This is a genomic window from Rhizobium sp. R634 (assembly GCF_002211305.1).
Classification (GTDB): domain Bacteria; phylum Pseudomonadota; class Alphaproteobacteria; order Rhizobiales; family Rhizobiaceae; genus Rhizobium.
The window spans coordinates 366,633-391,665 of record NZ_LOKW01000001.1 but is presented as its reverse complement, the minus strand read 5'-3'; the positions used below and the strand labels follow the sequence as shown (position 1 = coordinate 391,665).

Genomic DNA, 25,033 nt, shown 5'->3' with positions numbered 1-25,033 from the left:
TGTGCCGCAGGGTTGCAGCGATAGGCCTAATCCAACGTCAACGGTCAAACTTGGCCTGCGCGGGAACAGTTTCCGGCCGGCCGTCGTTTCCGTCCTGACAAGGAGAGCGACATGTCGAACGTCTCAAGAACAGGCAAGGACGAGATCAACAACGCGACCAGCGCAACCACCTTCGGGCGCTCAGTCGAGAGCCAGGCGCAGATGCAGGATGCCGCTGCGGAAGCGGCGCCGGAAGCCGGCGGCGAAATGCTCAACATCTACCGGCTGGAGCCGATCGCCAAGCCCGACGATCCGAGATGGGATAACGCCCCGAACCATGGCACCATCGTGGTGGCCGCCCGCACACCCGGCGATGCCAGGATCGTCGCCGCCGCACGCGAACTCGATTTCATGGAAGTGGACGCCGCACCCGCCGAGGACGTTACGACGACAAATGCCAGCGCATTTCGAGACGACAAGCTTTATACTGTGATCGAGATCGACCGGAACAGGCGCGATATCAAGCGCGGCGTCCTCGACGGTACGATATCTGTCGACACGATCCGGCCGGTCCAGCCGGACTAGGCTTCTTCTTTACCTGGGGGTTCTCAATGAATACTGCCAATCTGCAGCTCAAGGGCTTGATCATGGCGATGGCCTCGATTTGCGACGCGATCGCCGAGAAGGAATTGCTCACCCGCGAAGAAATCAATGCCGCACTCTCCAAAGCGCAAAAGGCGATCGAGGAGGATGACGACCATGAGCTGTCGGGCGCCAACCTTGCAGCCATCCTGTTTCCGATCCGTGTGCTGAAGCTGGCCGGCGACGCGGGCCGGAAGGGCGAAGGAGCGACGTTTTCTGACTATGCCAAGCTCGTAGGAAAGCTTAGCTGAGCATGTTCGAAGGCTTTTCTCTTGAGGCTGTCGATGTCGGGCCGGGTCCGCTTCGCGTCCGCATCGGCGGCTCAGGACCCGCCGTTCTTCTGCTCCACGGCCATCCCAGGACACATATGACCTGGGGCAAGGTAGCGGATCTGCTTTCACCCGATTACACCATCGTCTGTCCCGACCTGCCCGGTTTCGGCCGTTCCTATCAGCCGGCCGATGCTCCTGACAGCCGAAATTCCTCCAAGCGCGCCAAGGCCGAAGCCCTGGTCGAATTGATGCGGCGACTGGGGCACGAAACCTTCGCCGTGGTCGGCCACGACCGCGGAAGCCTGACCGCCTTCCGCATGGCGATGGACCATCCCGATCGCGTGAGGAAGCTCGTCATCGCCGACGGCATCCCCGTCATCGAACATCTCGAACGCGCCGACTGGAAGTTTGCGAGAGACTGGTATCACTGGTTCTTCTTCGCCCAGAAGGAAAAGCCGGAGCGGGCGATCTCGGCCGATCCCCTGGCGTGGTACGACAAACTCTCGCCGGCGCTGATGGGCAAGCCGGCCTATGACGACCTCATCGACGTCATCCACGACCCGCGTGTCGTCCATGGGATGATCGAGGATTACCGCGCCGGCCTCAGCATCGACCATGTCCACGACCGCGAGGACCACGACGCCGGCCGCAAAGTGACCTGCCCCATGCTCTGCCTCTGGTCGCTCCGCGACGACATGGAGCAGATCTATGGCGACCCGGCCGCCATCTGGCGCAACTGGGCAAATGACGTGCGCGGCTTCGGCATAGACAGTGGCCACCACGTGGCCGAGGAGAATCCGAAAGCGCTCTCGCAGGCCATCCGGAGGATTCTCGAAAACGGGTAGGGCAAGGGTTCAGACGCCTTGCGGTAGCAGGCCATCCGCCTGAGATGCCCTGCGCTGTCGATTTTTGCGATAAGTTGATCAATTTGGTCTTGTTTCCCGGCGGTTCCTGTGGCTATAGGGCGGCCGCAGACACTTATGCACCGGGATTTTTACGTGACCAGCTTCAAATCACTTCTGGCCGCCTGCGGCCTCTCCGCCCTGATCGGTCTTGCCGCAACGCCGTCCTTCGCCGGCTCGACGGCCTACCCGCTGACGCTGGAAAACTGCGGCGCTGAGGTGACCTTCAAGAAGGCGCCCGAGCGGGCGATCGGCCTCGGCCAGAACAGCGCAGAAATCCTGCTGCTGCTCGGCCTTCAGGACAAGATGGTCGGCACCGCCTTCTGGCCCAGCAAGGTTCTGCCGCAGCTCGCCGAGGCCAATGCCAAGGTCAAGCTTCTCACGGTCGAGATGCCGACTTTCGAATCCATGCTCGCCGAGAATCCCGACTTCGTGGCGGTGGCTTTGCCGAGCCTCGTCGGGCCGAACAGCAAGGTCGCCAAACGCGAGGATTTCGACAAGGTCGGTGTTTCAACCTATCTGTCGCCCAGCACCTGCCTCAGCACCAAGGGTGTCAAGGATCAGTATGGCAGCCGCGGCGAGCTGTGGAACATGGATCTTCTCTACAAGGAGATCGACGAACTTTCTCAGATCTTCGACGTCGCCGATCGCGGCCAGGCGCTGATCGGCGATTTCAAGGCGCGTGAAGCCAAGCTGCGCGGAAGCGTTGCCAAGGACGGCCAGAAACTGTCCTACGTCTTCTGGTTTTCCAGCCCCAGCCCGTCGGCCGATGCCTATGTGGGTGGCAAGAACAGCGCCTCCGGCTTCATCGCCGATCTGCTCGGGGGACGCAATGCGATCGACGCGGCAGCGGAATGGCCGACCATCGGCTGGGAAGGCATCATCGCCTCCAATCCCGATGTCGTCGTCGTCGCCAGCCTCGATCGCAACCGCTGGGAGCTCGACAAGCCTGAGGCCAAGATCAACTTCCTGAACACCGATCCCGCCGTCAGCCAGATCCCTGCCGTCAAGAACAAGGCGCTTGTCGTCATGGACGGCCAGGCGATGAACCCGACCATCCGCACGATCTACGGCGCCGAACAGGTGGCCGAGCAGCTGAAAGCCCTCGGCCTGCTGAAGTGACCGAGGCGGGCCGTCTCTTCCGGCAGCTGGGAGCGCTCACCGCACTGCTCCTGGCTTCCCTCTGCCTCATCGCTGTCGCCATCGGCGTCAGCGTCGGGATCGGCGATCTGCCGATCCCCCTCGCGACCACGTTTTCCGCCGTCACCAACCGGCTGGGCTGGACCTCGGTCGAGCTCAACCGCATCCATGAGACTGTCATCTGGGATTATCGCCTGAGCCGGGCGCTCGTCGCCGCCTTCTGCGGCGCGGGGCTGGCGCTGTCGGGCGCCGTCATGCAGTCGCTGCTGCGCAATCCCCTCGCCGAACCCTATGTGCTCGGCATCTCCGCCGGAGCCTCCACCGGCGCCGTCGCGATCGTCATCCTGGGCCTCGGCGCCGGCGCGGTGTCGCTGTCGGCAGGCGCCTTTGCCGGCGCATTCGCAGCCTTCTTCTTCGTGGCGCTGCTGTCAAACGGCACGCGCGGCGGCGCGGACCGCACCATCCTTGCCGGTGTCGCCGCATCGCAGCTCTTCAACGCCTCGACCTCCTATATTGTCACCACCTCGGCCAATGCGCAGCAGGCCCGCGACGTCATGTTCTGGCTGCTCGGCAGTTTCGGCGGCGTGCGCTGGCCGGAATTCGCGCTGGTCTCGGTCGTCGTCGGCTTCGGCCTTGCCGCCTGTCTGCTCTACGCCCGCGTGCTCGACGCCTTCGCGTTCGGCGACGAAGCCGCCTCCTCTCTCGGCGTCAATGTCGGCCGTGCCCGCATGGCGCTGTTCGCGCTCACCGCGATGATGACGGCGACGATCGTCAGCATGGTCGGCTCGATCGGCTTCGTCGGCCTCGTCGTGCCGCATGTCGCCCGGTTTGTCGTCGGACCGCTCCATATCCGCCTCCTGCCGGCCTGCGCCATCACAGGCGCCATCTTCATGGTGTTCGCCGATATCGCCGCGCGCGCCCTCATTCCCGGCCAGATCCTGCCGATCGGCGTCGTCACGGCGCTGGTCGGCGTTCCCTTCTTCTCGATCATCCTCTACCGGTTCCAGCGCGCGTCATGAGCATCAAGGCCGACAACCTCACCTGGAAAATTGGCAGGAAGACCATTCTGGACGGCGTCTCGATGGAGGCGCAGCCCGGCCGGATGCTCGGCCTGCTCGGGCCGAACGGCTCCGGAAAGACCTCGCTGCTCAGGCTTCTCGCCGGCCTCAAGCGGCCGCATTCCGGCCGCGTCACGCTCGACCGCAGCGATATCGGCAAGATCAGCCGCCGCTCGATCGCCCGGCGTATCGCCTTCGTCGAGCAGCACGCCACGACCAATGCCAATCTGAAGGTCGTCGACGTCGTCAAGCTCGGAAGGTTTCCGCACCGCTCCATGTTCTCAAGCTGGACCAGGATTGACGAAGAGGCCGTCGAAGCGGCACTCGTCCGCGCTGGCATGGCGGAGAAGCGCGACGACCGCTGGCAGAGCCTGTCGGGCGGCGAAAAGCAGCGCACCCACATCGCCAGGGCGCTCGCCCAGTCGCCGCAGGAGCTGATCCTCGACGAACCCACGAACCATCTCGATATCCAGCACCAGATCGGCCTGATGCGGCTCGTCTCCGGCCTGCCGATCACCAGCATCGTCGCCCTGCACGATCTCAACCATGCCGCCATGTTCTGCGATGAGCTTGTCATCATGCAGCAGGGCAGGATCGTCGCCTCCGGCGCGCCTGAGGATGTGCTGAGCGAAAAGCTTCTGCGCGAGGTCTTCTCGATCGAGGCGCGCGTCGAAGCCTCGCCCTATCATTCCCGCCCGCACATCCACTATCTCAAGTGAGAGCGACTAGAACAGGATGATTATAGGCCCGATAGGCCTAAAATCTGAATCCTGTTCTAAATTTAAAGAGTTAGAGCATGATGTTGTCCGAAAACCGCTCACACTTTTCGGCATGGTGCTCTAGTCCACGCAGGCCGACTTTGCCGCGTCCAGGCGAACGTTCTGCACGAATACCTGCAGCGCCGGCCACATTTCCCAATAGTAACGATTCAGTAGTGGATCAACATGGTCGAGAACGGGGCGAGGCTGGCCCAGAATCGCGGCCATATCGATTTCAAAAGCGCTCATGTCGCCGAACGGGCGCTTGAAATTGACCACGGGCGCCGGATAGCCTTCACCGGCGACGATCGAGATGATCTGGCTGTCCGGCCATTCGAATCTCAGGTGGTGCAGGAGTTGGAGATGCTGGCGGGTGAATTGAAAATAGCCGTCTGGCTCAAGGCGTGGCATTTCTGCCAGATATGAACCAATCCGTGCGCCCGGCAATCCAGCGAGATCGTTCAGAAGCCGGCGTTGCATCGTCGCATTATCAAGATGGTCGAGGCGATATTGTCCGTCCGCTAGCCCGCAATTCGCAAGAGCCCAAGTCAGCAGCGTCGAGACTTCGCGGTGAAATCGAGCGATAGCAATTCGATCACTCGTGCCGATGATCGGGCCGAGATCAGCGTCCACATCGTCGCTGCCATATGGAGCGACTGGATTGACGACAGGCCCCCCGCTTTCGATCGAAGTATTCCACGCAAACTGCAGTTTCCGCAATGCCTCGATGTGCTGAGGTGTGATGGTCAGCGCGGGGTCTTCCGGATCGGCGTAGATCTGATGCTCGGCGTGCCACTGCCAAGCGATCCAGGCCGGCCAGGAAAGCACAGCCACGATCAGAGCGAGCCAAAAAAGCCGCCGCTTGTATGCCATTTAAGAGTTCTCCCGGTATCAATACGCAGAGATCATGACGTCTTGGCTATCGGGTCTTGGTAGGTTTTGGCAAGTTCGGTATGCGTGTCGCTCTGCCTGCGCGGCAACTTCCATGCGCTGACACGCTCACGTCACGATTTGCAGTGGCAGAGCGGTCGTCTTCTTGAGCGTCTTGAGCACGATGCTCGATTTGACCGAGGCCAGATTGTCGGTGACCCGGATCATTCGTTCAAGAAACTGGCTGAGATGGTCGAGGTCGCGCGTCATCACCTTCATCAGAAAATCGGCGTCACCGGTCTGCGAATAACATTCCAGGATCTCCGGCGCGGTCTCGATGAAGCGATGGAGCCGCTCGTTTCCGCCTTCCGTATGCGCGCGCAGACTGACGAGCGTATGGGCGACGACGCTGAAACCCAGTTTCGCGGGATTAAGGATGGCGACGACGCTCTGGATATATTGCTCCTTGCGCAGCCGTTCCAAACGGCGCGCGCATTGGGTGGCGGAGAGATTGACCTTCTGCGACAGCTCGCCCTGCGTCATCTCGCTGTTCTGCTGAAGCGCCGCGAGCAATTTGATATCGAACTGATCAAGCATGAAATACCCGAGATAAGGGGAATTTCGGCATAGTATAGCCCTCTGACGCAGAATGTCTGCATCGATGCGGTGAAACAGGCAGACAATCGCAGAAATTCGCCGCGAAACTTCAGTTAATCTCCAAACAACTGATAAAACGGAGGTGGACCTGTGTTTGAAGAACTGAATAACCGGCCGGCCGACAGCCTGCTTGCCCTCATCAAAGCCTTCCAGGCCGACGAACGCGCCGGAAAGATCGACCTCGGCGTCGGCGTCTATCGTGACGCCATGGGCCGCACGCCGGTCATGCGGGCCGTGAAGGCGGCGGAGCAGTTTCTTCTTGAGACGCAGGACAGCAAGAAATATCTCGGCCCGGAAGGCGATCTGCAGTTCGTTCGCCTGCTGCAGCCGATCATTTTCGGGCAGCCGGCCTTCGGTGGGCGTCTCGTCGGCATCCAGACGCCGGGCGGCAGCGGCGCGCTGCGTCTCGGCGCTGAACTCATCCAGGCGGCAAATCCATCAACGAAGGTTCTGCTGGGCACGCCGAGCTGGCCCAACCATGCGCCGATTTTCGGTTCGGCGCGCCTCACCGTAAAGGAATATCCCTTCGTCGATCTCGCCTCGCAGCAGGTGAAATTCGAAAGCGTGGTCGAGGCCCTGTCTTCCGCCAATAAAGGCGATGTCGTGCTTCTTCACGGCTGCTGTCACAACCCGACCGGCATCGATTTCACCATGGAAGAGTGGCGCCGAATTGCCGAACTGCTCGTCGCCCACAAGCTCGTGCCCTTCATCGATCTTGCCTATCAGGGGCTCGGCGACTGTCTCGAACAGGATGCCGCGCCGACGCGCATGATCCTCGAAGCGGTCGACGAGGCACTGGTCGCCTATTCCTGCGACAAGAATTTCGGCCTCTATCGCGAGCGTGTCGGCGCGCTCTATGTCATGACCCGCAATGCCGGTGACATCGGGAAAGCCGAAAGCAATATGGCCGCCCTCGCCCGGGTGAACTGGTCGATGCCGCCGGATCATGGCGCGGCCATCGTCCGGACCATTCTCGAAAGCGCCGAAATGTCGGCAACGTGGCGTGCCGAGCTCGAAGAGATGTGCGAGCGCGTCAATGGCAATCGTGCCGCGCTCGCCGCCGCAGCACCCGATCTCGCCTTCATCAGCCGCCAGCGCGGCCTGTTCTCCAATCTCTCCATATCAAGGGAAACGGCAGCGGCGCTTCGCGCCAGGCACGGCATCTACATGGCCGATTCCGGGCGCATGAACCTTGCCGGCATGCAGCCGGCCGACGCCGGCGCCATCGTCACCGCACTCCAAGCCGAAGGCTGCCTGAAATGAGCAAGAACGAAACGACCGGCCAGGCGATCGCCCGTTCGCTTGTCGCCCATGGAATCGACACGGTCTTCGGCATTCCGGGCGCCCACATGTATGACTTCAACGATGCCCTCTACGGCGCCGCAGATAAGATCCGCTTCATCCACACAAGGCATGAACAGGGCGCCGCCTACATGGCCTACGGCTATGCCAAGTCTACCGGCCGAATTGGCGCCTATACCGTCGTGCCCGGCCCCGGCGTGCTCAATTCCGGCGCGGCTCTCTGCACCGCTTACGGCGCCAATGCGCCGGTACTCTGCGTCACCGGCAACATCATGTCCCATCTGATCGGGCAAGGCAGAGGACAGCTGCACGAACTGCCGGACCAGCTCGCGACCATGCGCGGGATCACCAAGACGGCGGAACGCATCAACCATCAGTCCGAAACCGGCCCCGTCATATCGGAGGTCGTCGGCAAAATGCTCTCCGGCCGCCAGGGTCCGGGAGCGGTCGAAGCGCCGTGGGATGTGTTCGGACAATCCGGTCCGGAAGCCGACCTGCCACTCGGCACGAGAGCCCCTCATCCGGCCATCAATCCCGACCAGATCGCCGCCGCGGCGGCGCTGATTTCAGGCGCTCGGAATCCGATGATCATGGTCGGCGGCGGCGCCGCGGATGCCGGCGCCGACATCGCAGCACTTGCGGAGCTCTTGCAGGCACCAGTCACCTCCCATCGCTCCGGCAAGGGCATCGTCCCCGACGACCATCCGAACTACCTGAATTTCATCGCCGCCTATGAATATTGGAAGAAGGTCGATGTGCTGATCGGCATCGGCAGCCGGCTCGAATTGCAGTTCATGCGGTGGAAGTGGCTGCCCAAAGGCCTCAAGATCATCCGCATCGATATCGACCCCACAGAGATGGTCCGCCTCAAGCCCGACGTCGGCATCGTCTCCGATGCGGGAGATGGCACGCGAGCACTGGCCGCTGCGCTGGCAGGCACCCGCTGCGAGAATCGGACGCGCGAATTCGCCGAGCTGAATGAAGAGGCGAGATCTCGTTTTCAGGCGGTGCAGCCGCAGCTCGCCTATCTCGAGGTCATTCGCGAGGCCCTACCGAGAGACGGCTTCTTCGTCGAGGAAATCAGCCAGATGGGCTTCACCGCCCGCTTTGCCTTCCCGGTCTATGGCCCGCGCCAATATGTGACATGCGGCTATCAGGACAATCTCGGTTTCGGCTTCAACACGGCGCTCGGCGTAAAGGTCGCCAACCCCGATAAATCAGTTATCTCCGTTTCCGGCGATGGCGGCTTCATGTTCGGCGTTCAGGAGCTTGCCACCGCCGTCCAGCACAAGATCGCCGTCGTCGCCATCGTCTTCAACAATTCAGCCTATGGCAACGTGCTGCGCGACCAGAAGCAGACTTACAAAGGCCGCTATCTCGGCTCGGAACTGACCAATCCTGATTTCGTCGCTCTCGGCGAGAGCTTCGGTGTCAAATCCTTTAAGGCGACGAGCCCCGGCGAATTGAGGGAGGTATTGCAGAAAGCGCTCTCGCTCAATGAGCCCGTGCTCATCGAGGTTCAGATCGAAAAGGGATCCGAGGCAAGCCCCTGGCCTTTCATTCATCCGGCTCCGCACGCCGAATGAAGCCTGTTAGGGCGATGGTCCCTTGAGAACGACCGTCGCCAGGGGCGGCAGCGTCAGCGAGAGGGAGACGGGCCGGCCGTGGGCGGGGATGGGTTCGCTCGACACTGCACCGTTGACGAGCCCGGAGCCGCCATATTCGCGCGCGTCCGTCGTTATCCGCTCGATCCACACACCATCATCAGGCACGCCGATCCTGTAGCCGTAGCGCGGCACCGGCGTGAAATTCGAGACGATGAGGACCGAGGACGAACGGTCTGGGGCATAACGCAGCATGCCGAGAACGGAATTGACGCTGTCGTCGGCAGCCGCCCATTCGAAGCCCTCGGGATGAAAATCGCCGAACTGCAGCGCCGGCTCCTCGCCATAAAGGCTGTTCAGATCCTTCACCAGGCGCTGGATGCCGATATGCGCCGGCCGATCCAGCACGTCCCAGCTCACCGAAGCATCATGGTTCCATTCGCCAGGCTGGGCGATCTCGCTTCCCATGAACAGCAGCTTCTTGCCGGGATGGCCCCACATGAAGGCGAGATAGCTGCGCAGATTGGCGAATTTCTGCCACTCGTCGCCCGGCATTTTCGTCAGCAGCGAGCCTTTGCCATAGACCACCTCATCGTGGGAAATCGGCAGCATGAAACGTTCGGAATAGGCATAGATCATGCCGAAGGTCATCGTGCCGTGGTGATAGCTGCGATAGACGGGATCTTTCTCGATGTAGCTCAGGCTGTCATGCATCCAGCCCATGTTCCATTTGATATCGAAGCCGAGCCCGCCCTCCTCGGGCGGCTTGGTCACACCCGGCCAGGCCGTCGATTCCTCGGCGATGGTCATGGCGTGCGGGCAACGCTCGTGAACGATACTGTTGAGGTGCTTGAAGAACTCCACCGCCTCCAGGTTCTCGCGCCCGCCATACCGATTGGGAATCCATTCGCCCTCGTTGCGGCTGTAGTCGCGGTAGAGCATTGAGGCGACGGCATCGACGCGCAAGCCGTCGACATGGTAGCGCTCGAGCCATTCGAGCGCGCTGGCGATCAGGAAGCCCTTCACCTCGTTGCGGCCGAGATTGTAGATCAGCGTGTTCCAGTCGCGGTGAAAGCCTTCGCGCGGATCCTCGTGTTCGTAGAGCGCGCTGCCGTCGAAGCGGGCAAGACCCCAGACGTCGGTCGGGAAATGCGCCGGCACCCAATCGAGAATGACGCCGATGCCGGCGCCGTGGCAGCGGTCGACGAAATAGGCGAAATCCTCTGGCGTTCCGTAGCGCCCGGTCGGGGCGAACAGGCCGAGCGGCTGGTAGCCCCAGGAGCCGCCGAATGGATGCTCCATGACCGGCAGCAGCTCGATATGGGTGAAGCCCATCTCGCGCGCATAGGGAACGAGCCGCTGGCTGAGCTCCACCCAATCGAGCGACCGGTTACCGTCCTTCTGATCGCGCAGCCAGGAGCCGGCATGCACCTCGTAGACTGAGATCGCGCCCTCCAGCCTTTCCTGCCGGGACCGGCCTCTCATCCAGGTATCGTCGGTCCATCGAAACGGCGTCGAAGACGCGACGATCGAGGCGGTCGACGGGGCGGCCTCGCTGGCGCGCGCCACCGGATCGGCCTTCTGCGGCAGGCAGGTCCCGTGCGCGTCGACGATCTCGAACTTGTATCTTTCGCCGGGCGCCAGTCGGGGAATGAACAGCTCCCAGACGCCGGCCGATTGCCTCAGCCGCAACGGGTTTCGCCGCCCGTCCCAGGCGTTGAAATCGCCGACGACCGAAACGCGGCGCGCATTCGGCGCCCAGACGGCGAAACGAACGCCCGCCACGCCGTCGATCGACATCGCCACCGCGCCGAGCGTTCGGCTCAGGCTGTAGTGGGTGCCCTCGGATATCAGATGAAGATCGAGTTCTCCGAGCAGAAGACCGAAGCTATAGGGATCTTCGGTGAGTTGTTCGCCATCCGGCCATTGGATCCGCAGCCTGTATCCCATCCTCGAAGCCGTCGCCGCCGCAAACAGGCCGGAGGGGTGAGCGATACTGAAAGGCGTCACCACCCTGCCGCTCGATGCTTCGATGAGATCGACCGCCTCTGCTCCGGGCAGATAGGCGCGCACGACCGTCATGCCGCCGCTCTCGTGCGGACCGAGGATCGAGAAGGGATCGCCATGGCGCCCTTCGATCAAGGCCCAGAGCGCATCGTGGCCGATGCCGGCGAGAAGTTCCGAGCGTTCAACATTCATGCATTGACCCCCGCTAAGCGCGATACGATTTCGGTAAGGCCGGCGAGCGGGATCGGCAGCCACTTGGGCCTGTTGCGGGCTTCATAGGCGACTTCATAGGCGGCCTTTTCCAGAAGAAAGGCATCGAGCACCCGCCTGCGTTGTTCGGCCGGCATGACAAGCGCCTTGGAGGCGGAGACGGCCTGCCAATAGGCATCGAGGAAGGCCGCCTCGGCATTGCGCCCGAACCGGGCGATGGCATCGCGGCGCACCTCGTTCTCATGTTCCGTCACCGCGTCATTATCGAGCTGGGCGGTGGCGACGAGATAACTGAGCGAGCGAAGCAGCCCGGCGACATCGCGAAGTGGAACCGTCTTGGCCCGGCGTTCGGCGAGGTTTTTCGCGGGCTCGCCTTCGAAGTCGATGATGACGGCATCGCCCTCGCTGACCAGGATCTGGCCGAGATGGAAATCGCCATGCGTGCGCGTCATCAGCGTGCCGCGGGCGCTCTCGGCTAGGCTCGCGCCAAGCTCGACGAGTTCGGAGCGGCGCTCGACAAGCGGGGCGGCGAGCAGATCGACGGCGGGATCGGCATTTTCCTCGCGTTCGGCAAGCTTCGACATGGCAAAGGCGACCTCGCCCGCCACGGCCTTCTTGATCGCCTCCACCTCGTCGTCGCCGGCAACAACAGGGCTGAAAGCCGCGTCGGCGTTCTCTCCGGCAAGCACCACATGCAATTCGCCCAATCGCATGCCGACCATCGCGACGAAGCTGATCAGCGATCGGAAGACATCGTCGCCGGGCTCGACCGCCGGGTCGGCCAGCACCAGTTCATCGGCTGCGCGGCGCAGATTGTTCAGCATCCAGTTCCAGGCGTCGCCCTGGTTGCGGATCGCGCCCTGGACGATGATCAGGGTCGAGCGGCGACCGCTGGAATCGGTATGTGCGACTTCGCCGAGCAGCGGCGCGGTATGGTCATAGCCGGCACGAGTCAAGAACCGCGTCATCTCCACCTCCGGGTGGATGCCGGGAAAGATGTGCCGGATCAGCTTGATCATGGCGACATCGCCGACGATCAACGAACTGTTGGATTGCTCCGCCGAGAGCCAGTGGACCGGCATATGGTCGGTGACATCAAGCCGGTCGAGCCTTTCGGTGCCGAGAAATTCCAGCGTGCCGGTGCGCCCCGTGATGCGCGAGCGGTCGGCCAGCCCGCGCAGGATGCCGCGCGCCATCGGCTCCACGGCAAATCCATCCGTCAGGAAACCGACCCGCCTGCCCTGACGAACCCGCCCGAGCGCAAGCTGCTGCGTGAGCGCCGAGGGCTGGGCATCGTCCCAGGCAACCGTCAACGGCAACTGATAGGATTCGGTATGATCAGGCAGCACCACCTCCAATTCGCCGAGAACGACACCGTCGACAAAGGGGATCGGCGTTGCCGAGATCAGCCGCGCCGCCTGCAGCGGCTGGTCCTTCGCCCCGAACCACCGCCGTCTGGCGAGATAGGCGGGCAGGATTTCGTTGCTCAGCACGCGCGCATGCGCGGGCTCATCGACAAGATCGAGCAGGCCGCGGCGAATGACCATCGTCATGAGGTCGGGCAACTGTTCGGGCGGCGCCGTGCGCCATGCCGGCGGATCGGCATCTGCCTCCAGCTGGAACCAGAAGAAACCGTAAGGCGGCATTGTCAGGAGATAGGTCAACTGCCCGATCGGCGGAAAAGGCGACATGCCGGTCAGCTCGATCGGCACCCGGCCCTCGAAGGCCGAGAGGTCGAGCTCGACCGCCTGGGGCAGCCGCGAGAGGTTGGCGACGCACATCAGCGTCTCGCCTTCATATTCCCTGAGATAGGCGAGGATCTTGCGGTTCTCGGGCGAGAGGAAACGCAGAGAGCCGCGCCCAAAGGCCGGGTGCCGGCCGCGCAGCGCCAGCATCTTGCGCGTCCAGTTGAGCAGCGAATGCGCGTCAGTGCTCTGCGCTTCGACATTGACCGCCTCGAAACCATAGAGCGGATCGGCGATCAGCGGCAGGACGAGGCGCGCCGGATCCGTGCGGGAGAAGCCGCCGTTTCGGTCGGGCGACCATTGCATCGGTGTGCGCACCCCGTCGCGGTCGCCGAGATAGATGTTGTCGCCCATGCCGATCTCGTCGCCATAATAGATCACAGGCGTTCCCGGCATCGACAGAAGCAGGGCGTTCATCAGCTCGATGCGCCGGCGGTCGCGCTCCATCAGCGGCGCCAGCCGCCGCCGGATGCCGAGATTGATGCGGGCACGTTTGTCGGAAGCATAGGTCTCCCATAGATAGTCGCGCTCGGCGTCGGTGACCATTTCGAGCGTCAGCTCGTCGTGGTTGCGCAGGAAGATCGCCCACTGGCAGTTCTCCGGAATTTCGGGCGTCTGGCGCAGGATGTCGGTGATCGGGAACCGGTCCTCCTTGGCTATCGCCATGTACATGCGCGGCATCAGCGGGAAGTGGAACGCCATATGGCATTCGTCGCCGTCGCCGAAATACTCGCGCGTGTCCTCCGGCCATTGATTGGCCTCGGCCAGCAGCATGACGCCGGGATGGGTGGCGTCGAGGGCGGCGCGGATACGCTTCAGGATCGCATGCGTCTCGGAAAGGTTTTCGTTGATCGTTCCCTCACGCTCGACGAGATAGGGGATTGCGTCGAGACGGAAACCGTCAATGCCGGTTTCCAGCCAAAAGCGCATCACCTTCAGCAGTTCCTCCATGACGAGCGGGCTGTCGAAGTTGAGGTCCGGCTGGTGGGAATAGAAGCGGTGCCAGTAATAGGCGCCGGCCACCGCATCCCATGTCCAGTTCGATTTCTCCGTGTCGAGGAAGATGATGCGCGTTTCCGGAAATTTCTGATCGGTATCCGACCAGACATAGAAATCCCGCTCGGGCGATCCGGCCGGCGCCTGGCGAGCGCGCTGGAACCAGGGATGCTGGTCGGAAGTATGATTGATGACGAGCTCGATGATGACGCGGATATTGCGCTGGTGAGCGGCCTCGACGAAGGCGCGGAAATCCTCCACCGTCCCATAATCAGAGCTGACACTGCCGTAATCGGCAATGTCGTAGCCATCGTCGCGGCGCGGCGAGGGAAAGAACGGCAGCAGCCAGATGGCGTTGACGCCGAGGGCCGCGATGTGATCGAGCTTCTGGTGCAGCCCGGCGAAATCCCCGACCCCATCGCCATTGGCGTCGTAGAACGACTTGATATGCAGCTGGTAGATGATCGCATCCTTGTACCAGAGCAGCGGCTCGGTGTTACCGGGGTTCATCGTGTCCATTCATGCCTCCGCTGCGCGAACGCGCCAGATCGCAAAGGGCAGAACCTGCGGATTGAGCGCGACGATCTGCCTTTTGCCAGTCCATTTGAAACGATGCCCGCCGACCAGATCCTCCGCATCGAGTGCGCCGCCATCCCCGAGCGACCATTTCCAGAGCGGCAGCTCGACGTCGCTTTGCTGAAAATTATGGGGGTCGAGGTTGATCGCGATCAGCAGGACATTGTCGCGGGCTTTGCTCGTCTTCTCGAAGAACAGGATGTTGTCATTCCAGGCGGGGAGCAGCGTCAGCCCGAGATGGGAATGCAGCGCGGTGTTTTCGTTGCGGATGCGGTTCAGCATCCGGATTTCGGCGATGATGTTGCCCGGCCGGTCGTAATCCCAGGCGCGGATCTCGTATTTCTCGCTGTCGGCATATTCCTTGCGCTTGGCGTCGGGACGTCCTTCGCACAGTTCGAAACCGTTATAGACGCCCCACAGGCCCGAAAGCGTGGCGGCGAGCGCTGCGCGGATGAGGAAGGCCGGGCGCGGCGCGTTCTGCAGAAAATCCGGATTGATGTCGTGGGTGTTGACGAAGAAATGCGGACGGAAGAACTCCTTCGGCGCCGTTTCGGTCAGCTCCCGCATATATTGCTCGAGCTCCCACTTGGCGTTGCGCCAGGTGAAGTAGGTGTAGGATTGGGAGAAACCGATCTTTGCCAGCCGGTACATGACCTTCGGCTTGGTGAAGGCTTCCGAGAGGAAGACGACGTCGGGATGGCGCGCCCTGATATCGCCGATCAGCCATTCCCAGAACGGGAAGGGCTTGGTGTGCGGATTGTCGACGCGAAACAGCTTGACGCCCTGATCAACCCAGAGCTGGACGATATCCCTCAGTTCCACCCACAGGGAAGGCACGGCGTCCTTCGTGTAGAAATCGACATTGACGATGTCCTCATATTTCTTCGGCGGGTTCTCGGCATATTTGATCGTGCCGTCGGGCCGCCAGTCGAACCAGCCGGGATGCTCTTTCAGCCAGGGGTGGTCGGGCGAGGCCTGGATGGCGAGGTCGAGAGCGATCTCCAGCCCATGCCGGCCCGCCTCCTCGACCAGCCGGCCGAAATCCTCGAAATCGCCGAGTTCGGGATGGATGGCATCATGGCCGCCATCTTCAGAGCCGATGGCATAGGGGCTTCCGGGATCGCCGGGAGCGGCCTTCAGGCTGTTGTTGCGCCCCTTGCGATTGGTCGAGCCAATCGGATGAATGGGCGGGAAATAGAGCACGTCGAAGCCCATGCCGCGAATATCGGCCAGCCTCGGAATGACGTCGTCGAAAGTGCCGTGGCGGTTCGGATCGCCGCTCTGCGAGCGCGGGAAGATCTGATACCAGCTCGCGAAGGCCGCTTCCTTGCGTTCGGCATCGACGGCGCTTGTCATCGAGCGAAGCCGAAACGGCCGCCTGTCAGCCCTGTTCATCAGCTCCGATGTTTCGGGATCGAGCAGGATCGCCGTGCGCTCGGGATCGGAAGCTTTTTCGAGGTTGTCGATCAGAGCCTGCAGACCGGCGCTGAGCGCCGCCGGCGCTTCGGCTTTGGCGGCGCGAACGAGGTTCAATCCCTCCTGAAGCTCCAGCTTCAGGTCCAGCCTCGCATCGTTCTTCTTGGTCAGTTCGTAACGGAAGATCGCGAACGGGTTTTTCCATGCCTCGACGGCGAATTCGTAGCGCCCTATGCGCTCCAGCAGGAATTCCGCACGCCAGCGGTCATTCTCGACCAGTTGCATCGGCGTCTCGTTCCACTCCGCCATGGCATTATGCGGCCGCCAGAGCAGGACGGCTGCGAGCGGATCGTGACCGTCGGCAAATATATCCGCCTCGACAGTGACGGTTTCCCCGGCCACGCGCTTGACGGGAAAGCGCCCGTCATCGACCCGCGGCGTGATGTTTTCGATGGCAAGCCGCGCCGATGCCGTCGCCTGCTCGATGTCGAGGGCGGGTCTTGAGATGATCGGCTCCGGCGCCTTGGCTTCGATCACCCGGGTCTCCCCTGCCCGCAGACGCAGGGCCGCGCCATCGGCGATGGGAAGAAAACCGGAGGCCGCTTCGCGAAGCGCCGTTACCGGTGCCGGCGCGCTTCGCCTGAGGTCTCTGTTCAGCAGGATGAAGCGCACATCGGAGGCGCTGCGAAGATCCCGCACCTCGGATTGCACAAGCGCCGAAACCGGCCCGCTGGCGTTGCGGATCAGGCGAAGCGACGGCGCGCGCGCATGGCCGGCCTTGCCGATCTCTGTATTGGCGAGGCGGATTTCGGAGGAGATATCGAAGGTGAGATCATGACGAAGCTTGCGCAAGCTCGAGCCATCGCCATGGGTCGGATCAAGCGGTGTCGCCGCGCCATATTCGAAGCCCATGGGAACCATCAGGCCACCGCCGAGCGAGGCGGCAAGGTGCAGCGCCCTGACGGCGCGGCGCTCGAGGATTTCGCGGCTCTCGGTGCCATGCGCGATGCGCCTGGCAAATGGCGGCTCAGGGAACGCGACCTGCCAGCCGAGCGGCTCCTGAACGCGATGCTCCTCGACGAACCATCTCTCGTCGAGATCCCACCAGGCCATTGATGAAAAACATCCGGTGAAACCTGCATCGGCGATCGCGCTTCTCACCGCAAAATCGGTGCCGGGCGTCCAGGCGAAGAATTGCGCTTCCGCCTTTTCACGTACACCCGCGATCAGCGATTTAAAAAAACCCGGTGCCGTCCGGTCGATCCCGAGCACACGGTATCCGGAGAGGCCGGCCTCGGAAAGACGCTGCAGCCGTTCGGCCCATTCCGCCAGCAGCTGCGACTGCTGTTCCGCCCCCACCGCTGTCGTCGGCTCCGGCGGGTCGAGCGGCGAACGCCGGGGATCGACGGGACGATAGCCCGCTTGTGGGTCCCGCGCTTTCCCGTTGACCATCAAATCCACCATCAAGCCGACACCGCTCTTGCCGGCAGCCTCCGCCAGGCGCGACACGCCATCCGCAACTGGGCTTCCGAGCTGCAGTTCAGGATCGAGGCGATCGAAGTCTTGAGAGGAAAAGATGCTGCATTCCCTACCCCGGTCGAACAGGGGCGCCGTCAGCACATGGTCGAAACCGGTATCGGCGGCATGGTCGAATACCTCGCGCCATGCATCGATGCCCTGGAGAAGCAGCGGATTGACATAATAGATCCTGGGTGGGGTGCTCACCGCACCCTGCTTCGCAGATAATAACATCGGCCGCCGCCTCGAGTTTGCTTTTCAGGCAAACTTCCTTTGGCGGAGGTTGTTCCACTCAACCCGTCAATTCACGGCTGCATGGGCATCGCGGGCAGCATCTAGCGCGAGCCTGCTCAACCGCACTGATGCCGCCTGATTTGCCGGTAGCGATATTCTCGCCATACGATAAAAGATCCTCTGACTCTTCCGATCCGGAATTTTCGAGCGCTGGAGAGCCGGCAATGCTTCGACCGATATTCTTCATAACGACCCTGCCGGTCTGCGTCGCGTGCCTCGCCTCCTGGAGCGTCGATGAGGCGGTGGGATGTGCATGTACCGGCGGAGCGGAAACCTGCCCGTCCGTAGAGGAAGCAGACTGAAATTTGAGATATTGATGAAATTCTCGCAATTATGCAAAGGCCACCGGACGTGAATCCATCGATAGAATTGTGCTCCTATCCCGGACTCGACGAACGGATCGTGATCGTCAGGGCGGGAGACGAAGTGGATGCCGTGTTTGTCAGGACCGAAAGGTTCAACGTGCTGATCGATACGCTCGGCACGCCCGAGCTATGCCGGACAGCCTTGGATCTGCTGGAGGGAAAGGCAGAGGATCGCCCGCTGATCGTCGTGAACTCTCATATGGATTGGGATCATTTCTGGGGAAATGCCGCCATTGCAGGGCGTGCTCCGATCATTGCGCATGCCGCGGCCCTCGACCGCCTGCGCGATCCCGCGACACGGCAGATCCTGCGGGACAAGGCGGGCGAGGAAGCGCGGTTTCGCGGTGTGGAGCTTATCGGCCCCGACATCACCTTCTTTGGCTCGATGGTTCTGAACGGCGGCGATCTGACGCTCGAACTCATTCATACGCCGGGGCACACGCCCGACCATCTCTCCGTCTGGATTCCGGAACTGCGCGTCTGCCTCGCCGTCGACGCCGTCGAATATCCCGTTCCTGAGGTCTGGAGCAGAAGTGCGGATGATCTTCGCCTGATCCGCTCCTCGCTGGAGCGTATCCGCGACCTTGATGCGAAGCTGGTCATCCCTGCACATGGCAGGACGTGCTCTCCTTCGACGGTCGTTGAAAACCTCGCCTATTTCGAAGCTCTGGCCTATCGCGTCGGTCATTTGAGCGAGAGCCGGCTTACGGACCCGCACCTCGGCAGTGCAAGCGGGTTCAGGCTCGAAGACTTCATTGCCATTCCCGAAGACATGCCTTCGGATACATTGGCGTTCTACCGGAACTGCCATGAGACAAATCTGGGCGCCACGGTTGAGGCGCATGGCGAAAAGCTGAAATCCGCATAGAGCTGTCGCACTGGGGAGGCATGACGTGAAACAGTTGGAGGGCGGGCGAACCGGGCAGATCTGGCGCGACGGCAACAGCGTGATCAGACCATCGGGCGCTTGGACGCCGACGGTGCATCGCTTTTTGCAGCATCTTCGTGGTAGAGGCTTCCGCGCCGCACCGGAGCCCATCGCAATATCGGCCGAAGGACAGGAGGTCGTCGGCTACGTCGCCGGGCGCGTCTGCGAAAACCTCGGCGATCCCTTCGTCGGATCGGATCGCATGCTGATCTCGGCAGCGAGGCTTCTGCGCGATTTTCACTCGGCCTCCGAAGGCTTTCTGGAAGCGGATGGTGAGATCAAAACATGGATGCTGCCGCCGCAGGAGCCGCGGGAGATCGTCTGCCACGCGGACTTTGCGCCCTATAACGTCGCCACGATAGATCACGAGGCTGTCGGGATCATCGACTTCGACACCGCTCATCCCGCGCCGCGCCTGTGGGATCTCGCCTATGCGGTTTATCGCTGGGCGCCCCTCTCCGATCCCGCCAATCCGGCTGTCACCTTCGATCTCGACGAGCAGCTGCGGCGGACGGAAATCTTCTGCACCGCTTATGGAGCGACGGCCGAAGAACGGCGCCAGCTTCCCGAGATGATCTGCAGGCGGCTTCAAGCCCTCGTCGCCTTCATGCTGGCAAGTGCAGCAGCCGGAGACGAGACCTTCGTCGAGGATGTCTCGGCGGGAGACGCACGCCTATATCTGAACGACATCGGCTATGTCGGCATGCACCGGGATCCGCTACTGAAGGCGCTCTCCTGACTAAAGCCACTTCCGCCGGCGGAAGAAGGTGAAAAGGCCGAGGCAAAGGACACCGATGATGCCGAGCACGACGAAATAACCGTACTGGAATTTCAGCTCCGGCATATCGTCGAAATTCATGCCGTAGATGCCGGCAATGGCGGTGGGAACGGCGAGGATCGCTGCCCAGGCGGCAAGCTTGCGGGCGATCGCCGTCTGCTCCGTCTGGCCGATCATGACACTCGCCTCGAAGGCGAAGGCGAGCACTTCGCGCAGCGCGTCGATATCTTCCTGAACCCGGCGCACGTGATCGGTCACATCGCGAAACAGCGACTGCAGCGTCGGATCCATCCCGGGCAGATCGATATGTTCGTAGCGCCGGCAGACGTCGACGAGCGGCACCACGGCATTGCGCAGCCGCAACAGCTTGCGGCGCAGCAGATAAAGCCGCTCGATATCGGACTTGCCCAGCTGTTCGCGCAGCACCAGATCCTCAAGCTTCTCGACCTCTTCCTGCACCACCTCGATGACAGGCATGTAGTTGTCGACGATGAAATCGAGGATCGAATAGAGGATGTAGTTCTCCCCGTGCGCAAGAGCGGCGGGCGTCGCCTCGCAGCGCTGCCTGACTGCCAGATAGGAAGAGGATTCTCCGTGGCGAACGGAGACGACATAACCGCGGCCGACGAACAGATGCGTTTCGCCGAAGATGATCTCGCCATCCTTCATATGGGCGGTGCGGGCGACGATGAACATCGCCTCCCCATAGATCTCCAGCTTCGGCCGCTGGTGCGGCTGCGCCGCATCCTCGATCGCCAGCGGATGGAGATTGAACTCCGCCTGGATCTGATGCAGCAGCACTTCATCCGGCTCGTGCAGGCCGATCCAGACGATGGCATTCTCGCGGTTTCGCCATTCGCCCGCCTCCTCGATCCTGATGTCGCGAATGCGCTGCCCATGCTGGTAGACGGCGGCGGCGACGACACCGCGCCGCTCATGCGGCTGCGATGCCGAACCGCTGCCGGCGGGCGCGGAAACATTCTCCAGATCCTTCAGCCGTTCCAATCCTGCCGTCCTCCCACTCCCGCGGACCATGCATCCGCACCCAACGCCGGCCAGGCGTTAAGCCGATCATAATGCCATTTCGCAAAACATGCATCCGTCTCGGTGCGGTGCCGGCCTGCCCTCTGCCCGGCAATCGAACGCCTGACGTCGAAAGGACGACGCGGCTCGCTATCCGCCAGGACCTGAGAGCCACGCGCGGATATCTTCCAGGGAGCGAACGAGGATCGAGGAATTATTATGCGATGGTATGAAAGCCCAGCTTTGCCAAAACTGCTCGGCCTCTTCATCGATAGCCCGAACGATGACGGCGCGCCCACCGACGATATCGGCGCCGGCAATACAGCGAAGAAAGGCGTCCTTCACGAGCGCCGATCCGATGCCTTTACCTTTATAGCGGTTATCAACGGCCAGTTGCCCGATCAACAGGCAGGGGATCGGATCAGGCGGGCGCCCGGTTCTAATTCTGCGCGATACGGCATTAGGTTCGATGACGGTCGGCGCGAGACCGTAGTAGCCAACCACTTTGTCGCCGTCGCAAACGACGAACGTGCGGGTAAATCCACGCTGCTGGTTCGAGCCGGCAAAATTCTGCAGCCAGAAATCCAAAGGCGGCTTGCCGCAGGTGAACCCCTCAAGCCTGTGACGCCCATCGAGAAGTTCGACATTCGACAGGGCCACCGATCAGTTTTCCCATGGCGTCTTGCGCTGCAAGCGTTCTGCCACCTTCGGAGGTGGCGCGGTGGGCGCAGCCTCGATCGCAGCGACAAAGGCATCAAAGGCATCGGGAGAGAGACGGATGACACTTTCATTCAGGATCGCTGTCTGCGCCTCATGCAGGGCAGCGCGCCGCATAAACTCAGTGCGGGAAAGGCCAGTAAGCGCGGCACCGCGATCAATGATTGCCAGATCATCGTCGCGAAAACGCATCGATATCGGTATTTCCTTACGGGGAGCAGCGTTTGTCATGATTTCCTCATGAGGTTAATGAAGCAGTGATATAGCAATGTAACGCGAAACGCAATACATGCGATAGGCCTGCATACCGAGCGAGCAGACCCGTCATCACGTATCCGTGGAAATATCGTCCCAGTCCTGATCCATGTAGCCGATCAGCCAGTTGAGAGCGTAGTGGCGTTCAAAGACCACGCCTTTGTCCAATCCGGCGGGCGGCTCTTCGCCCTTCAGCCTGGCGTTCACGGCGGCCCAATCGTAGCGGTAGATCAGGTCGGCGGCGTCGAGCAGTTCGGCCTGCGGGCGCAGCTTGGCGCGGCGCATCAAGCCGTCCGTACCCAGTTCGCGCAGCGTGTTGGCGATGAACGGCACGTCGCAGATATGGTCGGGTCGTTCGAGCTCCGGCGTGATGCCGAGCGCCCACAGCATGACGTATGCGCCTTCGTAACGCCAGGTGAAATTGGTCCGGTCCTGATCGGAAGGATCGGGGTCGTCCATGAAGGCGCGCTCGTCCGGAGTGAAGAAACTCGCGGCGTCGAACTGCCGGATGAGGGCCTGGCCCATCGTATGGTCGCCGGTCTCGCCTTTCACGGCGACGATCGCCAGCGCGATGGCGCGCTGAACCACCGCCTTGGTATTCCGCCGTGTACTCGCGCGCTCGGGCTCGATCGTCGGCAGGTGATCGATGGTTGGAACGCCTTCCGATTGAAGCAAGGCGACAGACCGGGCCTTGCGCGCCTGCGCCTCATCGGGGGTTTGAGAAACGGCGGCCTGCACCGGAATGACCAGTGCGAGAAGAGTGGAGAATATGCGCTTCATCATGTCTGGCTCCTGTCGTCGCGGCAACGCGACCAATAGGCATTTTTCCGTATCAGCGGGATTGGCGGCCCGAAAACAAGGGCGGCTTTTGGCGGATTTGGTAAACGCGCCTTTACCCACGGAACAAATCGTTAAATTTTTTTCGCTACAAAATACCTTGGCCAGCCCGGTCTGCCGCCGGCGCTCGATTGAGGGCTTTTCATGCACCGTCCAAACATCAAGTCCAGTTTGCTGTTGATTTTCAGCGGCATCGCTATTCTCTTCGGCCTCGTCGCCTATCTCGCGGTCGACGGGCTCCGAAAGACGAACGGCTCGACGGAAGAAATCGCAAACCACTGGCTGCCGAGCGTGCAGGCATCGCAGGCGATCAACCTCGATATGACCAATTTGCGCCTCGCCTATCGCGATCACATCATCGCGCAATCGGAAGCGGAAAAGAAAACCCGGGAAGAGGCCATTACAGCCGCCGAAGACAAGGTCCGCAAATCGGTGGATACCTATCTCTCGCTGGCCGTTTCCGACCACGAGCGTGATTTGATCAAATCGATAAAAGAGAGCGTCGGCGGCTACATCGCCAGCAGCGCCCAGTTGCTCGCTCTGTCCCGTGCCAACAAGACCGAGGAAGCGGGACAATATCTGGGCGCCGATATGCGCTCCTATTCGGACACGCTCAAGGAAGCCACGACAGCCCTGGTCGCACTTGACGTGGAGGGCAGCAGGGAGGCCGCGGAGCTCAGCAAGACGACCTTCGCCTCGATCGAATTCTATCTGCTTGCCGCAATCGGCTTTGCCGGACTGCTCGTTCTCGGCGCCGTCGTCTTCGTGCTGAAGGGCATCGCCAATCCGATTACCGGTATCACCGCGGCAATGCGGCGGCTCGCCGAGGGAGACACCGGCGCGGAAATTCCCTTCTCCGACCGTGCAGACGAAATCGGCTCGATGGCGGGAGCGGTGGAGATCTTCCGCCAGGCTGCAATCACCAACAAGCGCATGGCGATGGAAGCAGAGGAAAATCGCAACCGGGCAGAGGCCGACCGCCTTGCCGCCCAAGCGCAAGCGGAAGCCGAAGCCTCGGAGCGGCTGCGCATCGCCACGTCAGGCCTTGCCGGCGGCTTGAAGCGGCTCGCCGGGGGCGACCTCGCCTTCCAGCTCAACGAGGCCTTCGCCCCCGATTTCGAGGCATTGCGCCATGACTTCAACCAGTCCGTCACCCAGCTCGGCGCGACGCTGAGAGCGATTTCCGAGAGCATCGGCACGATCGACGAGGGCACGCGGGAAATCTCCTCGGGCGCGAGCGACCTTTCCAGGCGCACTGAGCAGCAGGCCGCTTCGCTGGAGGAAACGGCCGCCGCCCTGGAAGAGATCACCGCCAACGTATCGAACTCCACCAAGCGGACCGAGGAGACGCGCAAGGTCGCCACCGAGGCAAACCGCAGCGCCGTCAGCTCCGCCGACGTCGTGTCCCATGCCGAAGAGGCGATGGAGCGCATCGAGACCTCGTCGCAGCAGATTTCCAACATCATCAGCGTCATCGATGAGATCGCGTTCCAGACCAACCTTCTCGCGCTCAATGCCGGCGTGGAAGCGGCCAGGGCCGGCGAGGCCGGCAAGGGCTTTGCGGTGGTCGCCCAGGAAGTGCGCGAACTTGCCCAGCGCTCGGCAAGCGCTGCCAAGGAAATCAAGAGCCTGATCCAGAATTCTTCGAAAGAAGTGGAAGGCGGCGTCAAGCTGGTGCGCGATACCGGCCAGGCGCTGAAGACCATCGGCGGCTTCATCACCGAGATCAATCAGCACATGGATTCGATCGCAACCTCGGCGAAGGAACAGTCGATCGGCCTCAGCGAAGTCAACGGCGCGGTCAACCGGATGGACCAGACCACGCAGCAGAACGCGCACATGGTGCAGCAATCGACGGCGGCATCGGACTCGCTGGCCCAGGAAGCCCAGAAGCTTCGCGAACTCGTCAGCCAGTTCCGCCTTGACGATGCCGCTTCCGGCCAATCGGCAGCGCTTCGTGCCTCGGCGCGATCGATGGCGCAGCCGGCGGCTCGCGCCGCCATCCATGCGGTTGCCGCACGCGGCTGAGGGACACCTCCCCCGGTCCCCCGGGACAAGCTCGTCGCACATTCTGCCGGACGATAGGACGCGTCCGGCCGCTGCCAATCGCGCCATCACGAACACCGATGGCGCGTTTCGCCTGTCGTTCGGCGCATATGAGGTTGTCTCGCCGGAGCACTCGCT

The 25,033-nt window shown here is 62.1% G+C and carries 20 protein-coding genes; 11 read left to right on the top strand and 9 right to left on the bottom strand.

The features are described 5' to 3' along the window. The first annotated feature begins 111 nt into the window (after window positions 1-111). From ATY77_RS01725 to ATY77_RS01700, 6 genes are all read left to right on the top strand, one after another. Window positions 112-564 (top strand): hypothetical protein, encoded by a 453-nt coding sequence (locus ATY77_RS01725; protein WP_088675706.1) that lies wholly within the window; start codon window positions 112-114, stop codon window positions 562-564. A gap of 26 nt (window positions 565-590) precedes the next feature. Next, window positions 591-872, top strand: coding sequence for a hypothetical protein (locus tag ATY77_RS01720; protein ID WP_088685804.1), 282 nt, complete (start codon window positions 591-593; stop codon window positions 870-872). Between the two features lie 2 nt (window positions 873-874). Then, on the top strand, window positions 875-1,738 hold the full coding sequence (locus ATY77_RS01715) for an alpha/beta hydrolase (protein ID WP_088685803.1): 864 nt from the start codon (window positions 875-877) through the stop codon (window positions 1,736-1,738). Between the two features lie 153 nt (window positions 1,739-1,891). Next, window positions 1,892-2,917 carry an ABC transporter substrate-binding protein gene (locus tag ATY77_RS01710; protein WP_088686235.1) on the top strand — a complete coding sequence of 342 codons (1,026 nt, stop codon included), beginning with the start codon at window positions 1,892-1,894 and terminating at the stop codon, window positions 2,915-2,917. Continuing rightward, a complete protein-coding gene (locus tag ATY77_RS01705; RefSeq protein WP_088685802.1) occupies window positions 2,914-3,954 on the top strand; it encodes an iron ABC transporter permease in 1,041 nt (346 codons plus the stop codon). The genes ATY77_RS01710 and ATY77_RS01705 overlap by 4 nt, the downstream gene beginning before the upstream one ends. Beyond that, on the top strand, window positions 3,951-4,712 hold the full coding sequence (locus ATY77_RS01700; RefSeq protein WP_088685801.1) for an ABC transporter ATP-binding protein: 762 nt from the start codon (window positions 3,951-3,953) through the stop codon (window positions 4,710-4,712). Before ATY77_RS01705 ends, ATY77_RS01700 begins: the two co-directional genes overlap by 4 nt. Window positions 4,713-4,832: 120 nt before the next feature. Here the strand turns inward: ATY77_RS01700 and ATY77_RS01695 are convergent, their stop codons facing one another. Further along, on the bottom strand, window positions 4,833-5,624 hold the full coding sequence (locus tag ATY77_RS01695; RefSeq protein ID WP_088685800.1) for a hypothetical protein: 792 nt from the start codon (window positions 5,622-5,624) through the stop codon (window positions 4,833-4,835). A gap of 126 nt (window positions 5,625-5,750) precedes the next feature. After that, window positions 5,751-6,218: an Lrp/AsnC family transcriptional regulator gene (locus ATY77_RS01690; protein ID WP_088675699.1), complete on the bottom strand. Its 468-nt coding sequence runs from the start codon at window positions 6,216-6,218 to the stop codon at window positions 5,751-5,753. A gap of 150 nt (window positions 6,219-6,368) precedes the next feature. Here ATY77_RS01690 and ATY77_RS01685 point away from each other — a divergent pair, with 150 nt between their 5' ends. Together ATY77_RS01685 and ATY77_RS01680 are read left to right on the top strand one after the other, a co-directional pair. Beyond that, window positions 6,369-7,541, top strand: a complete 1,173-nt coding sequence (locus ATY77_RS01685) for an amino acid aminotransferase (protein ID WP_088685799.1) — start codon at window positions 6,369-6,371, stop codon at window positions 7,539-7,541. Further along, entirely contained in the window at window positions 7,538-9,166 is a 1,629-nt protein-coding gene (locus tag ATY77_RS01680; protein WP_088685798.1) for a thiamine pyrophosphate-dependent enzyme, read from the top strand. The genes ATY77_RS01685 and ATY77_RS01680 overlap by 4 nt, the downstream gene beginning before the upstream one ends. A 6-nt stretch (window positions 9,167-9,172) precedes the next feature. Here ATY77_RS01680 and glgB read toward each other — a convergent pair whose 3' ends face one another. From glgB to ATY77_RS01665, 3 genes are read right to left on the bottom strand one after another with little or no spacing between them, the layout of a single operon-like run. Continuing rightward, window positions 9,173-11,383 (bottom strand): 1,4-alpha-glucan branching protein GlgB, encoded by a 2,211-nt coding sequence (gene glgB / locus ATY77_RS01675; protein ID WP_088685797.1) that lies wholly within the window; start codon window positions 11,381-11,383, stop codon window positions 9,173-9,175. Beyond that, a complete protein-coding gene (gene treS, locus ATY77_RS01670) occupies window positions 11,380-14,661 on the bottom strand; it encodes a maltose alpha-D-glucosyltransferase (RefSeq protein ID WP_088685796.1) in 3,282 nt (1,093 codons plus the stop codon). Before treS ends, glgB begins: the two co-directional genes overlap by 4 nt. Further along, entirely contained in the window at window positions 14,662-17,886 is a 3,225-nt protein-coding gene (locus ATY77_RS01665; protein ID WP_088685795.1) for an alpha-1,4-glucan--maltose-1-phosphate maltosyltransferase, read from the bottom strand. A gap of 411 nt (window positions 17,887-18,297) precedes the next feature. Here ATY77_RS01665 and ATY77_RS01660 point away from each other — a divergent pair, with 411 nt between their 5' ends. Then, window positions 18,298-19,179, top strand: coding sequence for an MBL fold metallo-hydrolase (locus tag ATY77_RS01660; RefSeq protein ID WP_088686234.1), 882 nt, complete (start codon window positions 18,298-18,300; stop codon window positions 19,177-19,179). Window positions 19,180-19,204: 25 nt separating this feature from the next. Continuing rightward, a complete protein-coding gene (locus ATY77_RS01655) occupies window positions 19,205-19,978 on the top strand; it encodes an aminoglycoside phosphotransferase family protein (protein WP_088685794.1) in 774 nt (257 codons plus the stop codon). On the opposite strand, the gene ATY77_RS01650 is transcribed toward ATY77_RS01655, so the two are convergent. The 4 genes from ATY77_RS01650 to ATY77_RS01635 all read right to left on the bottom strand — a co-directional run bounded on the left by ATY77_RS01650 (window position 19,979) and on the right by ATY77_RS01635 (window position 22,795). Further along, complete coding sequence (locus ATY77_RS01650; RefSeq protein ID WP_088685793.1) at window positions 19,979-21,022, bottom strand: magnesium and cobalt transport protein CorA; 1,044 nt, start codon at window positions 21,020-21,022, stop codon at window positions 19,979-19,981. A 168-nt stretch (window positions 21,023-21,190) separates the two neighbouring features. Then, window positions 21,191-21,700, bottom strand: coding sequence for a GNAT family N-acetyltransferase (locus ATY77_RS01645; RefSeq protein WP_088685792.1), 510 nt, complete (start codon window positions 21,698-21,700; stop codon window positions 21,191-21,193). Window positions 21,701-21,703: 3 nt separating this feature from the next. Then, window positions 21,704-21,988 carry a DUF1778 domain-containing protein gene (locus ATY77_RS01640; protein ID WP_088685791.1) on the bottom strand — a complete coding sequence of 95 codons (285 nt, stop codon included), beginning with the start codon at window positions 21,986-21,988 and terminating at the stop codon, window positions 21,704-21,706. Between the two features lie 96 nt (window positions 21,989-22,084). Further along, window positions 22,085-22,795, bottom strand: a complete 711-nt coding sequence (locus tag ATY77_RS01635; RefSeq protein WP_088685790.1) for a DUF4272 domain-containing protein — start codon at window positions 22,793-22,795, stop codon at window positions 22,085-22,087. Window positions 22,796-22,993: 198 nt separating this feature from the next. On the opposite strand from ATY77_RS01635, the gene ATY77_RS01630 reads away from it, so the two are divergent. Continuing rightward, window positions 22,994-24,877 carry a HAMP domain-containing methyl-accepting chemotaxis protein gene (locus ATY77_RS01630; protein WP_088685789.1) on the top strand — a complete coding sequence of 628 codons (1,884 nt, stop codon included), beginning with the start codon at window positions 22,994-22,996 and terminating at the stop codon, window positions 24,875-24,877. Window positions 24,878-25,033: the final 156 nt, after the last annotated feature.

Coding starts and splice junctions, on each gene's coding strand:
- ATY77_RS01725 (WP_088675706.1), top strand. CDS start 112: ATGTCGAACGTCTCAAGAACAGGCAAGGACGAGATCAACAACGCGACC.
- ATY77_RS01720 (WP_088685804.1), top strand. CDS start 591: ATGAATACTGCCAATCTGCAGCTCAAGGGCTTGATCATGGCGATGGCC.
- ATY77_RS01715 (WP_088685803.1), top strand. CDS start 875: ATGTTCGAAGGCTTTTCTCTTGAGGCTGTCGATGTCGGGCCGGGTCCG.
- ATY77_RS01700 (WP_088685801.1), top strand. CDS start 3,951: ATGAGCATCAAGGCCGACAACCTCACCTGGAAAATTGGCAGGAAGACC.
- ATY77_RS01695 (WP_088685800.1), bottom strand. CDS start 5,624: ATGGCATACAAGCGGCGGCTTTTTTGGCTCGCTCTGATCGTGGCTGTG.
- ATY77_RS01690 (WP_088675699.1), bottom strand. CDS start 6,218: ATGCTTGATCAGTTCGATATCAAATTGCTCGCGGCGCTTCAGCAGAAC.
- ATY77_RS01680 (WP_088685798.1), top strand. CDS start 7,538: ATGAGCAAGAACGAAACGACCGGCCAGGCGATCGCCCGTTCGCTTGTC.
- glgB (WP_088685797.1), bottom strand. CDS start 11,383: ATGAATGTTGAACGCTCGGAACTTCTCGCCGGCATCGGCCACGATGCG.
- treS (WP_088685796.1), bottom strand. CDS start 14,661: ATGGACACGATGAACCCCGGTAACACCGAGCCGCTGCTCTGGTACAAG.
- ATY77_RS01665 (WP_088685795.1), bottom strand. CDS start 17,886: ATGTTATTATCTGCGAAGCAGGGTGCGGTGAGCACCCCACCCAGGATC.
- ATY77_RS01640 (WP_088685791.1), bottom strand. CDS start 21,988: ATGACAAACGCTGCTCCCCGTAAGGAAATACCGATATCGATGCGTTTT.
- ATY77_RS01635 (WP_088685790.1), bottom strand. CDS start 22,795: ATGATGAAGCGCATATTCTCCACTCTTCTCGCACTGGTCATTCCGGTG.
- ATY77_RS01630 (WP_088685789.1), top strand. CDS start 22,994: ATGCACCGTCCAAACATCAAGTCCAGTTTGCTGTTGATTTTCAGCGGC.